This window comes from Nocardioides sp. 503, from assembly GCF_004522095.1.
Classification (GTDB): domain Bacteria; phylum Actinomycetota; class Actinomycetes; order Propionibacteriales; family Nocardioidaceae; genus Nocardioides.
In genome coordinates, this window is sequence record NZ_SPUI01000002.1 from 743,189 (window position 1) to 756,271 (window position 13,083).

General features: G+C 74.5%; 8 protein-coding genes. 4 read left to right on the plus strand and 4 right to left on the minus strand.

The annotated features are described in order from the left end of the window. Window positions 1-3: 3 nt before the first annotated feature. Window positions 4-900, minus strand: coding sequence for a decaprenyl-phosphate phosphoribosyltransferase (locus tag E4622_RS04590; RefSeq protein ID WP_134738862.1), 897 nt, complete (start codon window positions 898-900; stop codon window positions 4-6). Between the two features lie 67 nt (window positions 901-967). Between E4622_RS04590 and E4622_RS04595 the strand changes: the two genes are divergently transcribed. Then, window positions 968-2,044: a hypothetical protein gene (locus E4622_RS04595; RefSeq protein WP_134738863.1), complete on the plus strand. Its 1,077-nt coding sequence runs from the start codon at window positions 968-970 to the stop codon at window positions 2,042-2,044. Between the two features lie 10 nt (window positions 2,045-2,054). Here E4622_RS04595 and E4622_RS04600 read toward each other — a convergent pair whose 3' ends face one another. Next, a complete protein-coding gene (locus E4622_RS04600) occupies window positions 2,055-2,783 on the minus strand; it encodes a class I SAM-dependent methyltransferase (RefSeq protein WP_134738864.1) in 729 nt (242 codons plus the stop codon). 170 nt (window positions 2,784-2,953) lie between these two features. Here E4622_RS04600 and E4622_RS04605 point away from each other — a divergent pair, with 170 nt between their 5' ends. Together E4622_RS04605 and E4622_RS04610 are read left to right on the plus strand one after the other, a co-directional pair. Next, window positions 2,954-6,973: an alpha-(1->3)-arabinofuranosyltransferase family protein gene (locus E4622_RS04605; RefSeq protein ID WP_134738865.1), complete on the plus strand. Its 4,020-nt coding sequence runs from the start codon at window positions 2,954-2,956 to the stop codon at window positions 6,971-6,973. After that, entirely contained in the window at window positions 6,966-8,819 is a 1,854-nt protein-coding gene (locus E4622_RS04610) for a hypothetical protein (protein ID WP_134738866.1), read from the plus strand. The genes E4622_RS04605 and E4622_RS04610 overlap by 8 nt, the downstream gene beginning before the upstream one ends. On the opposite strand, the gene E4622_RS04615 is transcribed toward E4622_RS04610, so the two are convergent. Beyond that, a complete protein-coding gene (locus E4622_RS04615) occupies window positions 8,820-9,977 on the minus strand; it encodes a glycosyltransferase family 4 protein (protein ID WP_209021780.1) in 1,158 nt (385 codons plus the stop codon). A gap of 42 nt (window positions 9,978-10,019) precedes the next feature. After that, window positions 10,020-11,279: a polysaccharide biosynthesis protein gene (locus E4622_RS04620; RefSeq protein WP_134738867.1), complete on the minus strand. Its 1,260-nt coding sequence runs from the start codon at window positions 11,277-11,279 to the stop codon at window positions 10,020-10,022. Window positions 11,280-11,334: 55 nt separating this feature from the next. On the opposite strand from E4622_RS04620, the gene E4622_RS04625 reads away from it, so the two are divergent. Beyond that, the gene (locus E4622_RS04625) at window positions 11,335-13,044 is read left to right on the plus strand and encodes a hypothetical protein (RefSeq protein ID WP_134738868.1); all 1,710 of its coding nucleotides are present in this window, start codon (window positions 11,335-11,337) and stop codon (window positions 13,042-13,044) included. Window positions 13,045-13,083: the final 39 nt, after the last annotated feature.

Sequence of the window (13,083 nt, forward strand, 5' to 3'; positions counted from 1 at the left end):
GCGTCAGCCGACGTAGACCGCTCCGGCCACGAGGGCCAGCCAGACGAGCGCCAGCACCTGCAGCACGTGGTCGCGCAGCGCGATCTCCTCGGGCTCGCCCGCGACGCCTGCGTCGACCGAGACGGCGTAGCGCAGGACGGCCAGCACGAACGGCGCCATCGAGGCGACGGTGAGGGCCGAGCCGCCGGCGGCGGCGCTCAGCTCGAAGGCCCACAGGCCGTAGGTCATGATCAGCAGCCCGGCCGACATCGTCCAGACGAAGCGCAGGTACGTCGGCGAGTACAGCGCCAGCGTCCGACGGAAGAGCTCGGGCTCCTTGAGGTCCAGCGACACCTCCGCGTAGCGCTTGCCGGCCGCCATGAACAGCGAGCCGAACGACGCGCTCAGCAGGAACCACTGCGACAGCTCGATCCCCGAGGCGGCGCCGCCCGCGACCGCCCGCAGCAGGAAGCCGGAGGCGATGACGGCGATGTCGAGGACCGGCTCGTTCTTGAGCCACCAGGAGTAGGCGGCGGACACGACGAGGTAGGCGGCGATGACCGCCGCGAGCCGCCAGCCGGCCTGGATCGCGATGACCAGGGCCAGGACGTGCAGCACGGCGCCCGCGGCGTAGGCCGCGCCGGGACGGACGATCCCCGCGGCCACCGGCCGGAAGCGCTTGCTGGGGTGGGCCCGGTCCGCCTCCACGTCGCGGGCGTCGTTGACGAGGTAGACGGCGGAGGCGGCACAGCAGAAGGCGACGAAGGCGATCGCCGTGTGCGCGACCACCGAGCCCTCGGTGAGCTCTCCCGACAGCACCGGGGCGGCAAGGACGAGGAGGTTCTTGCTCCACTGGCGCGGTCGCGCCGTCCTGAGCAGCCCGCGCGCGGCGGATGCCGGCGGGGTCTGGGTGGCTGTCATGTGGTCCTTGCCGGTTTCGCGATACGTTGGGCCTTCGTCAGCCGTCACTATGCCTGAGGTTCCCTTGGTGCGTCCCACCCTGCGCGCACGACGCGCCCGGCTCGACCCGGCCGTCCGAGGCGCGCGCGAGGTCGTCGGCATGTACGGCGACCCGGACACCACGTGGGGCATCTGCCTCGAGGCGCACGTCGATGCGCCGGTCGCCGCCGACGACGTCGCCGACCGGGTCGCGGCGCTCTGCGCCCGCCACGCCCACCTCGGCCACGCGCCCGAGGTGCTCGTCGTCGCGGCCGACGGCTGGCCGGCGGCGCGCCGGCAGGTCGCCTCGGCGCCGTACGGACCGAGCTCGCCGCTGGTGCGGCTGGCGCTCACCGACGACGGCACGCGTCTCCTCGTGGGCGCGCACCACGGCGTGATCGACGGTCTGGGGCTGCTCGCGGTCGCCGGCGGCGCCCTGGGGCGGGGGCTGCGCACCCGGGCCCGGGGGATCGGCGACCGCGCGGCGCCGTACGGCTTCCTGGGTTCGAGCGTCCGGCGCCTCGGCGAGGCGCTCACCGACCCACCGGCCCGCTTCGCCGGCGACGGCGACGCCGGCTCCCCGGTCGAGGACCTGAGCTCGGTGACCCGGCCACGCGTCGAGCGCGGCACCGCCCACCTGGCGCGGGCGGTGCTCTCCACCCACGCCGAGGGCCGGTGGCGACGGACCGGACGCCGACCGGTGCTGGTGATCGGCGCCTCGCGCCGGACCGACGACCTGCCCCAGCCCGACCGCCAGACCGCCTACCTGCGGCTGCGTGTCGGCACGGGCGTGGACGTGGAGAGCCTGGCGCCCGCGATCGCGCAGCTGCGCCCGGAGCCGGACTTCCCGGAGACCTCCGCGGGAGGCACCGCACCGCTGGCCGTCCGCCTGCTCAGCAGCCGCCTGGGCGCCACCGCCATGCTGAGCAACCTCGGCCTGGTCAGCGGCGACGGCCTGCTGTCGGTCACCATGTTCCCGGCCAGCAGCGGACCGCGCTCGGTCGCGGTGGGGCTCGCCTCGACGTCGGTCACGACGACCCTCTCGCTGCGGACCCGCCGGCGCGACTTCGGCGTCGAGGAGCACGCCGCCCTCGTCCAGGCACTGTCGGACCGCTTCTTCGCCTAGGGCGCGGCGCTCAGTAGGGGTCGTACGGCGAGTCGTGGCCCACGAGCCGCGCAACGGGGCGCAGTCGGAGGCGCAGCAGCACCTTGATGGCGACGTTGCGAAGCCACCACGGGACCTCGCGCAGGATGCGCAGCCGGTCGGCGAGGCGCGGCGGCGAGGTGCGGAAGAGCGCCATCGAGCCCTCGCGACGCTCGTAGCGCAGCTCCCGGGAGAACAGGACGCGGGCCAGGATCCCGAGCGTCACGCCGATCGAGGAGTAGGCGTCGTGGACCAGCACCGGGGCGCCCGGCGGCAGGAACCGCGCCCAGAGCAGGTCGTCGCTGAAGGTCCAGAAGTCGTGCTTGCCGTCGATGTACAGGTACTGGAAGTGCTCGGTCCAGGCGGGACGGGCCTGCGTGGAGTAGTCCTCGACGTGACGGACCACGTGGGCGACCTCGGCCTCGTCGAGGTGGGCGAGGAACTTGGTCTTGGTCGGTGCGCCGCCGAACAGCCGGCCCTCGACGAAGGGGTCGATCGCGATGACCTCCCCGCCCGTGGCATCGGCCACCTTGCCCAGCACGACCGTCGACCGGCCCTGGTGGCTGCCGATCTCGAGCAGGGCCGAGCCCGCGGACACCGCGAGGGCCTCGTCGTACAGCAGCCGTGCCTGGTCGCGGGTCAGCCAGCCGGGGATGCGGTCGGCGACCGACCAGACCCGCTCGAACCGCGCGTCGCTGTCCCCGCCCGGAAGGCGGCTCACCGGGCACCCCGACCCCGGGGCGCGGGCGCCGCGGGACCGATTCGACCGGGTACGGCTCCGACATTGTCACGACGCCCTAGGATCACACGCGGCAGGTTACCGGTCGGTTCGCCCCGTCCGCGGCACAAGGAGGATTCGTCATCGAAGCCGGACGCTCGCGAGCGCTCGTGGTGGACCGACTTCGCCGACGCCCCTTCACCTGGTGGGCGGTGCCGCTGACCTGGACGTGGCTGATGGCGCTGTCCTTCCTGCAGCGGCTCGGGACCACGACGTTCGACACGAAGTTCGACCTCACCGCCGCACCGGCCCGGTTCATGACGCGCAGCCTCTCGCTGTGGAACCAGGACTCCTCGTTCGGGGAGCTGCAGAACCAGGCCTACGGCTACCTCTTCCCGCAGGGCACCTTCTTCCTGGTGGGGGACTGGGTCGGCCTGCCCGACTGGGTCACCCAGCGGCTGTGGAGCGGGCTGCTGCTCGTCGTCGCCTTCGAGGGCTGCCGCCGGCTCGTGCGGGCGATGAGCCCCGAGGCCTCACCGTGGGCGGGATGGCTGGGCGGCCTGTCGTACGCCGTGGCCCCGCGGCTGCTCGGCCTCGCCGGCGTGCTGACCGCCGAGGTGCTGCCGACCGCCGTGCTGCCCTGGGTGGTGCTCCCGCTCGTGCTGGCCCAGCGCGGCCGTCTCGGCCCCCGCACGGGAGCCCTGTGCTCGGGCGCCGCCTTGCTGTGCTTCGGCGGCGTCAACGCCGTGGAGAACCTCGCCGCGCTGCCGCTGCCGCTCCTCGTGGTGCTGGCGACCGTCCGTCGGCCCGGCGGCGCCCGGCTGGCGCGCTGGTGGGTCGGCGCGACCGCCATGGCCAGTGCCTGGTGGATGCTGCCGCTGCTCGTGCTGGGCCGCTACAGCCCCCCGTTCCTCGACTACATCGAGACCTCGATCGCGGTGGTGCGGCCGTTGGGCTGGACCAACGTGACGCGCGGGGCCGACCACTGGCTCTCCTTCATCTACGTCGGCGGGCAGCCCTGGTGGCCGGGCGCCTACTCCCTGGCCACCGCGCCGGTCCTGATCGCGACCACGGCGGCCGTGTCGGCGCTGGGCTTCTACGGGCTCACGCGCCGCACGATGCCGCTGCGCGTGCCGCTCCTGCTGAGCTTGCTGCTCGGCGCCGTGTGCCTGACCGTCTCGCGCGAAGGTGTCCTGGCCTCACCGCTGGCGAGCCAGTTCCAGTTCCTGCTGGACGGGCCCCTGTCCATGCTCCGCAACGTGCACAAGGTGGACCCGCTCCTGCGGCTGCCCCTCGCGCTCGGCCTCGCCCACGCCGCCACCTCGCTGGTCCCGGCGGCCGGTCGCAGCCGTGAGGCGGCCCGGGTCCTGGGCGCCTCCCTCGTGGCGGTGCTGCTGATCGTGGCGGCGCAGCCCCTGTGGAGCGGTGAGATGCGCAAGCCGGGCTGGACCGAGGTGCCCAGCGCGTGGCAGGAGGCAGCGGACTACCTGGACGACGTGGACGGCACCGCGTCGGCGCTCGTGGTGCCCGGTGCGGGGTTCGGCCAGCAGTGGTGGGGCTGGACGATCGACGAGCCGCTCCAGGGGCTGGCGAGCACCCCGTGGGTCACCCGCAGCCAGATCCCGCTCACCCCGGGCAGCACGATCCGGTTCCTCGACGCGATCCAGGAGCGGGTCTCCGACGGTCAAGGCTCCTCCCAGCTCGCCGGGGTCCTGGCCCGGGCCGGGATCGAGTACGTCGTCGTCCGCCGCGACCTCGACCTCTACGCCAGCGGGGCACCCGACCCCGCCCGCGTCGACCTGGCGCTGCGGCGCAGCCCCGGCCTGACCGAGGTGGCGTCGTTCGGGTCCTCCGGCTTCGGCGACCAGTCGATGATCGACATCCTGCGCGTCGACCGGGACGTGCCCCGGGTCGAGGCCGTGGAGCGCGACGGCGTGCAGACCCTCGCCGGCGGCCCCGAGGACATCCTCACGGCCATGGAGGCCGGACGCCTCGACCCCGACACGCCGGTGGTCATGGAGGGCGAGCCCCACTGGGACGCGACCGCGCCCGACCTCGTCGGCGACGGCTACCGCAAGCGCGAGCGCGGGTTCGGCCGTCTCGAGGACGCCGTGGGGCAGGTCATGACGAAGGACGAGAAGTACCGCACCGCCCGCACGGCCAACGACTACTCCGGCCCGGAGTCCAGCGAGCGCGTCTACGCCGCCTACGAGGGCATCTCCTCGGTCGTCGCCTCGTCCTCGGGCGGCTACTCCGACACCTTCGGGCCGGTGCGACCCGAGCTGGGTCCCTACGCCGCGGTGGACGGTCTGGTCGACACCTACTGGCAGTCCTCGCCGCTGCTGGACCCGGTCGGTCAGTGGGTGGAGGTCCGCTTCGACGAGCCGGTCTCCTTCGAGAGCGCCACGCTGGTCCTGGGCGTCGACGGCGTGACCGGCCTGCCCGTGCGTGAGGTGCGGGTGCAGGCCGGCGACACCGACGAGACCTTGCCCGTGGACCCCGGCTCGGGGACGGTGCAGGTCCCGCTGCGCGGCGCCCTCGACCGCTTCCGCGTCACGGTGACCGACACCGCCGGCACCGACGGCGTGGTCGCCATCAGGGACATCTCCTTCCCCGGGGTGGACGTCGAGCGGCGCCTCGTCGTCCCCGACGCGGGTGCCGACGACGGCACGACGTTCGTCCTGCGCTCGCGCCCCCACCGGCGCGGCTGCATCGATGCCGGGATCGGCACCACCTGCGGCTTCCTCGCCGACGCGCGGGCCAGCGAGGAGGAGTCCGGGCTGGTGCGCGAGCTCACCGTGCACGACGACGGGAGCTGGGACTTCGACGGCTCGGTCGTGGCGCGCACCACCGCGGCCAGCGCGCGGCTCATGGAGCCGATCTTCGGCAAGGTGCGCGTGCGGTCGTCCACGACGTACCAGAACGAGCCGGGCGTCGGGGCCCAGCTCTCCTACGACGGCGACCCGGCGACCTTCTGGTCGGCCGCGAAGGGTGACCCGGACCCGACGCTCCGGCTGCGGTGGAAGGGCCGGCGCACGGTCGACGCGTTGACCGTCACCGCCCCTCGCGGAACCGCCGTCGGGCCGACGAGCGCGACGATCGTGGCCGGCGGGGAGACCAGGAGCGTGACCTTCGACGCCGCCGGGCGGGCGGAGTTCGAGCCCCTGACGGCCAGCCGCCTGCGGATCGTCTTCGCACCGCCGCCGGCCGAGGCGGATGCCCCCCTCGGCGTCGCGGAGCTGACGGTCGCCGGACTCGAGGGGCTGCGCTACAGCCCCGACCGGGACCTGCCGACGGGCGCGATCTGCGGCCTGGGACCCGAGCTCGAGATCGACGGACGCGTCCACCCCACGCAGGTCGCCGGCACGCTGGCCCAGGTCATCGACGGGACGCCCATGCGGCTCGAGTCGTGCGACGGGCCGGTGGCCCTGGACTCGGGGACCCACACGGTGCGCATCAGCGCCACGGAGCAGTTCGCCCCCAGCGAGCTCACCCTGGCTCCCGCCGGGCGCGCCACGCCGGCGGCGCCCGCGCGGCGCGACGTCGAGGTGGGCCGCTGGACGTCCAACGACCGCAGCGTCGAGGTGGGCCCGGGCGCGGAGTCGCTGCTGATCGTGCCGGAGAACGTCAACGACGGCTGGGTCGCCGAGCTCGGCGGCCGCCGGCTGGACCCCGTCCGGGTGGACGGCTGGAAGCAGGGCTACGTGCTGCCCGCGGGCGAGGGCGGTCGCGTGCAGCTCACGTTCGCGCCGAACCGGTGGTACCAGGCCGCCCTCGTGACCGGCGGCGTGCTGGCCCTGCTGCTGGTCGCGGGGGCCGTGCTGGCGAGGCGTCGCGAGCGCCTCCGCACGGTGTCCTGGCCCGAGCCGCTCGCGTCGGAGCCCCTGCGCCCCTGGCGCTGGGGCTGGAGCCTGCTGGGCCTCCTCATCGTCGGGCTCCTGGGCGGACCCGCGCTGGCGGTCGGCTTCCTGGTCGGGGTGCTGGGCCGCCGTCGCCTGGAGGCCGGCACCCTCGGGGCGGTGCTGGTCGGCCTGGCCGGCGTCGCCGCCGCGCTGGTCGCCGTCGGTGAGCCGGGGCTGCCGCCCACCGTCTGCGACGCGGTCGCCGGACTCGGGGTCGGCCTCGTCGCCGCGACGCTGGCCGCGCGCGCCGCACCGGAGAAGCCCGAGACGGAGGTGGCCGCCCATGCCTGAGCGCACCGCGTGGTGGCGCGCGCTGACCGGTCCCTGGAGCTCCTGGCCCGGTCTCGCCGCCCTGTGCCTCATCCTCGCGCAGGGCGTCTGGCGCGGCGTGCTGCTGGCGCGCGGCTACTTCACGCAGGACGACTTCCTCATGCTCCGGCTCGGGGACGAGCCGCTGACCCCCGGACTCCTCACCCAGGACTACTCCGGCCACTTCTTCCCGGGCGGCTTCCTCTTCGCCTGGGCGCACGCGCACTTCGCGCCGCTCGACTGGGGCGCGGTCGTGGTGGAGACGGTCGCGCTGCAGGCCGTCGCGGCCGCCCTGCTCTGGCTGGTCCTCAGCCGGATGCTGCCCGGGTCGTGGGCCCGGGTCCCGCTGCTCGCCGTGGGCCTGGCGTGCCCGCTGGCGCTGTGGCCGACCCTGTGGTGGGCCGTGGCGATCCAGTTCCTGCCGATCAGCATCTGCCTGCTGCTGGCCGTGTGGGCCCTGCTGGTGCACCTGGACGACGAGCGCTGGTGGGCACTGCCGCTGGTCGTGGCCGCGACCGTGGCCGGACTGCTCTTCCAGGAGCGGGCGGCGCTGTTCCCCGTGGTGCTGGGCGCCGTGGCCTGCGCCTACTCCCCGGCGCGCGGGCCGCGCGCCGTCGTCCAGGCGCTGCGCTCGCAGTGGCGGCTGTGGGCGCCGCTGGCGGTCCTGCTCGTGGGCTACGTCGTCCTGCACCGTGCCGTCGCGCCGATCGCCACGACGTCGGCCGGGTCGGGCGGGGACACCGCCGAGCTGCTGGGCAACTTCGTGGTCCGCAACGCGGTCCCGGGCTTCGTCGCCGGGCCGTGGAACCCCGAGGTGGTCGGCGACTCGCTGCTGCTGCCCGCGGCGTACGCGGTCGTGCTGGCCTGGCTCGTGGTCGCCGTGGCCGTGGTCTGGAGCCTGCGCCGCACCCGGGCCGCCGCCTGGGGCTGGCTGCTCCTCCTGGTCTACACCCTGCTCGACGTCGTGCTGCTCTTCGGTGGGCGCACCGGCATGGGTCCCACCTTCGGGCTGATCCCGCGCTACGCCGCCGACATCGTGCCGGTGCTGCCCGTGGCGCTGGCGCTCGTCGTCCGCGCGGTGCTCGCCGCGCCGGCCACCCGCGCGGAGCCGCAGGAGCGGGCCGAGCCCCGGCGGTGGGCCGGCCGGCTGAACCCCGCGGCCGTGGTGGCCTGCGGGCTCGCCCTGCTCTACGTCGGGTCCGCGGCGGTGACCACCGGCCACGTGTCCGGGCACCTCGAGAACCGGGTCGACCGCGACTACGTCGAGACGCTGCGCGCCGAGCTGCGGGCCCAGCCGGAGGTCGTGATCTTCGACGGGGGCGCGCCCGACGACGTGATGATCAACTGGTTCGGCACCGACGCCACGGTGTCCACCCTGGTCGGCATCGCGCCGGAGAGCCCGGTCTTCGACCTGCCCAGCCACTCGATGCGGATGGTGGACTCCGAGGGCCGCCTGCGCCCCATGGACCTCGTCGCGACCGTCGCGAGCCGTCCGACCGACGACGAGACCTGCGGCTACCCGGTCACCGCGGAGCGGCCCACGGCAATCCCGCTCGACGACACCATCGACGGTGACGGCGACCGGATGGTGCTGCGCGTGGGCTACTACACCGCCGCGCGGGGCTCGCTGCTGGTCGACGCTGCCGGCCGGCAGCTGGTGGTCCCGCTGCGCGACGGGCTCAACGTGGTGGACATGGTCGTCTCGGGCCGCCTGGACTCGGTGTCGATGCAGCTGCGGCAGGACGAGCGGCGTGACGAGGCGGGCACCGTCTGCGTGGCGTCGGCGACGGTGGGCTTCCCCGTCGCCCGTGGCGGCGACCGCTCCTGATCAGAGCGACATGGCGCGCCGCAGCGACGCCACCGTCGTCTCCCAGGTGAACTGCGCGGAGCGGATCTTGGCCTTGGCGCCGAGGTCGTGTCGCAGCTCCTCGTCCTCGAGCAGCCGCGCCGTCTGCTGGACGAGGTCGTCCTGGTCGAGCGCCAGGAGACCGGTCACGCCGTCCAGGATCGACTCGCACACGCCGCCCGCGTCGGCGTAGGCGATCGAGGGGACGCCGACGCTGGCCGCCTCGACGATGGAGAGACCCCACCCCTCCTTGACCGAGGGCAGCAGGTGCACCCAGGACCCGGAGAGGACCTCGAACTTGGTGCGGTCGCTGACGTGACCCAGGAAGGTGACGTCGTCCTCCAGGCCGAGGTCCGTGCGGTGCTGGAGGAGCTGCGGCTCCCACCAGCCGGAGCCCATCACCGTGAGGTGCAGCCCGGGGAAGCGACCGCGCAGCGCGGCGACGGTCTCCATCGCGTGCTCCACCCGCTTGTGCGGCACCAGTCGGACCAGCATCACCAGCTCGGGGGTGGGCGACTCCGGGCGGGCGTCGTGCTCGGGGACCGGCGGCAGGCCGTTCCAGGCGATGGTGATGTCCGAGGCCCGCACCCCCAGGTCGACCAGCTCGCTGCGGGTCACCTCGCTCACGGCGACGTAGGAGACGCCGCGGTTGACCCGCACGGCCGCCTGCGACTCCATGAACCAGCCGACGCGGGCCAGGACCGGGTTGAGGATCGACCACTGCTCGCGGTGGACGTGGTGCACCAGCACCGTGACGCGGGCCCGGGTGAAGAGCCGGGCGAGGAACGGCATGCCGTTCTGCACCTCGAGGACGCGGTCGAGCCTGCCGAAGCGCCCGGTGGCGAGGTACCACGCGGCCCACAGGTAGACCGTGAGGTGCCCGCCCCGGCGCACGTAGCGCAGGCCGTCGAGCTCCTCGGTCCTGCTGGAGCCGGGGTACTGGGCGCTGAAGATCGTGACGTCGACCCCGTCGTCGCGCAGGCGCCGGGTGACCTCGCCGACGTAGAGCTCCGAGCCACCGCCCTCGGGGTGCCAGAGGTCGCGCCAGTTGAGCACCAGCAGCCTGGTGGCGCGCGTGTGGCCGGCTGTGCCACGGCCCTTCCTGCGGGCCTGCGTGGCAGCGCGGTATCGATCGAGCACCGTGTCGTCCCCTCCCTGAAACGCCTACGGGTGTGAGGGACGCTACACGCCTTCGCCCACCGCCGGGGGATCTTCGACCACGACGGGGGAGCGGGCGAGATACAGGCTGATCGTCACCAGGACCGCCAGGAGGAGCGTGTCGGCGGCGACGACGACGGCCAGCAGCATGTCCGGGGTGTCGGAGAGGGCGCCCAGCGCCACCACCAGCACCACGCCGGCCCACGGCGCGTAGACCGAGCGCCGCCCCTGGCCGGCCACGACGGCGTAGACGAGCAGCTGCAGCATGGCCAGCAGCGTGCCGAGCACCGCGAACAGCCACAGCCGCGACTCGATCTCGGCGTACTCGCTGCCTCCCACGAAGACCATCGCCAGGCCGGGCAGCAGGAGGGCGCCGGCCGTGGCCGCGGCCCCGATGGCGGCGACCGTCGCCAGGCCGCGCATGAGCGTGCGCCGCCGCTCGTGCGCCGACGACAGGGAAGGGAAGGAGACGACGACGACGAACTGGGGCAGGAAGAGCACCGCCTTGGTCATGATGAGGCCCGCCGCGTAGAGCCCGGCGTCGTGCCCGTCGAGGACGTTGCGCGCGACCATCACGTCGACGTTGCCGAGCGCGAAGAAGGCGAGCAGTGCCTGGGAGTTGCGGGCGACCTCACCCAGGACACCGGGGCCGGTGGGCTCGGCCGCGGAGGACCGGGGGAGCCGGACGCCGCGCAGCGCGATGCTGCCCGCGACGACGGGGGCCAGGGCCGTGACGGCGACCGCGACCATCGCGGAGAGCTCGCTGGGCTGCCACAGGACGATGCCGGCGCCGACGACCAGCCGTGGCACCCCGGCGGCGACGTAGACCATCGCGAGCGCGAGCCAGCGACGCTCGCCCTGCAGCACGCCGGCCTGCCCGCCCATGATCGTCAGGGGGACGGCCGCGAACCCGATGACCGCAGCGCTGGCGATGCTGTCGAGCCGCAGCACGAGGGCGACCACCGGCGACAGCACGAGGAGGAGGGCGCCGACCATGGCGGCCGAGCGGTAGGTGACGCGCAGGATGGCTCGTTCGATCTCGCTCACCCCGTCGGGGTGGGAGGAGATGCGGCGGGCCGCGGTCGCCTGGAGCCCGAGGGCCAGGACGCCGACGATCATCGTGACGTTCATCAGCGCGGCGAACGCGCCGTACTCCCGGGGGCCCAGGGCCCGCGCCGCGATCATCTGGAAGCCGTAGGTGGAGACGTTCATGACGCCCATGGCCACGGCGATGGCGACACCTGTGTCCCGCGCTCGAGGGCGCAGGCCGGTCGCCTCGGTCACGGCGTCATCGTAGACGAGGCCGGAGCCGTGCGGCGCCGTGGTTGGATCACCCCTGATGCCCCGTCCTGCGATGCCCGGCCCCGCGATGCCCCGTCCCGGGCGCGGGTGGTGGGTCCCCGGGTGGGCGGTCCTGGTCACGGTCGTGCTGCTCGGCCCGGCGCTGGCCGCGGGGTACGTGCTGAGCTACGACATGGTCTGGGTCCCCGACCTCACCCTGCGTGCCGACTTCCTCGGCCTGGGCTCCAGCCTGCCGCGCGCGGTGCCGTCCGACGCGGTCGTCTCGGTGCTCGACGAGGTGGTGCCGGGGTGGCTCCTGCAGAAGCTGGTCCTCGCGCTCCCGCTCGTCGCCGGGGCGGTGGGCGTCGTGCGACCGCTCCGGGACCTGCCGCTGACGGCCAGGCTCGTCGCGGTCTCGCTCTTCGTCTGGAACCCCTTCGTCGCCGAGCGGCTCGTGATGGGCCACTGGCCGGTGCTCGTGGGGTACGGCGCCCTGCCGTGGGTCCTCGACCTGGGGCGCAGGTGGCGCGTCGACCGGCGGCTGCCCGCCGCGCTGCCGCTCCTGCTCGTCACCGGGTCGCTCAGCGCCAGCGCCGGTGTCGTCACGGCGGTGGCGCTGGTCGCCTCCGTGGGCCTGAGGTCCCGGGCCCGTGCCGCCCTCGCGGTGGGACTGGTCGCCGCGGCCAACGCGCCGTGGGTGGTGTCCGGCCTGCTGCACGCGGCCGCCGGACGCTCGGACCCCGCCGGGGCGGCGGCGTTCGCCCTCAGCGGCGAGGGCTCGCTCCCGGCGCCACTGGCGGCGCTCTCGCTGGGCGGGATCTGGAACAGCGAGGTGGTGCCGCACTCCCGCACCGGGCTGCTCGCCTGGGTCTCGCTCCTGGTCCTGCTGACCCTGGCGCTGACCGGCGCCCGGCAGTGGTGGGCGCGAGGCCGCCGTGACGCCGCGACGCTCCTGGTGTGCTGGGCGGTCGGGCTCGGCGCGGCGCTGCTCACCTGGGCCAGCCCCGACCTCGTGGCCTGGGTCGCGGTGCACGTCCCGGGGGGTGGGCTCGTCCGGGACGGGTCCCGGCTGCTGGTCCTGTGCGTCCCGCTGGTGGTCACGCTCGCGGCCGTCGCCACCAGCCGGCTGCTGGGCGTGATGGAGGACGCCGGCGCCGTGATGGTCGCCGGGGTGCTCGTCGTCCTGCCGCTGCTGCTCCTGCCCGATGCCGCCCTCGGGGTCGGCGGTCGGCTGCAGGCGGTGGAGTTCCCGACCGACTACGCAGCCGCCCGTGCGGTGATCGACGAGCGCGCGGGGGAGGGCGACGTCCTGCTGCTCCCGCTGGCGAGCTATCGCCGGCCGAGCTGGAACGGGGACCGCAAGGTCCTCGACCCGACCGGCCGCTACCAGTCGCGTGACTTCGTCACCAGCGACGAGCTGGTCGTCTCGGGCACGGTCATCGCGGGAGAGGACCCACGCGTCATGGAGGTGTCCCGCGCCCTGGCGCTCCCCTCGGCCCCGGAGCGGGCGCGCGCGCTCGTGGATGCCGGCATCGGGGTCGTGATCACCGACCGGGACGCCCCCAGGGTGAGTCCCGAGGTGGAGGGCGAAACGCTCCTGCGGGGTTCGCGGCTGACGGTGACGGAGCTGCCGGGGGCGCGACCGCGCTCGTCGTCGGCCGGTCGGGTGGGGGCCATGGCCGCCGCCTGGGCGGCGTTCGTGGGGCCGCTGGGATGGGGTGTCGCAGCAGCGGTGACGCGCCGGCGCCGGCGGCCGGCGGTGTCCTGAAGGTCGGCGCGGCGAATCGGGGCACACCGGCGGGAACGC

What these genes read in the sequence shown, in the direction of transcription:
- E4622_RS04625 (WP_134738868.1), top strand. Translation starts at nt 11,335, where the DNA reads ATGCCCCGTCCTGCGATGCCCGGCCCCGCGATGCCCCGTCCCGGGCGC.
- E4622_RS04590 (WP_134738862.1), bottom strand. Translation starts at nt 900, where the DNA reads ATGACAGCCACCCAGACCCCGCCGGCATCCGCCGCGCGCGGGCTGCTC.
- E4622_RS04610 (WP_134738866.1), top strand. Translation starts at nt 6,966, where the DNA reads ATGCCTGAGCGCACCGCGTGGTGGCGCGCGCTGACCGGTCCCTGGAGC.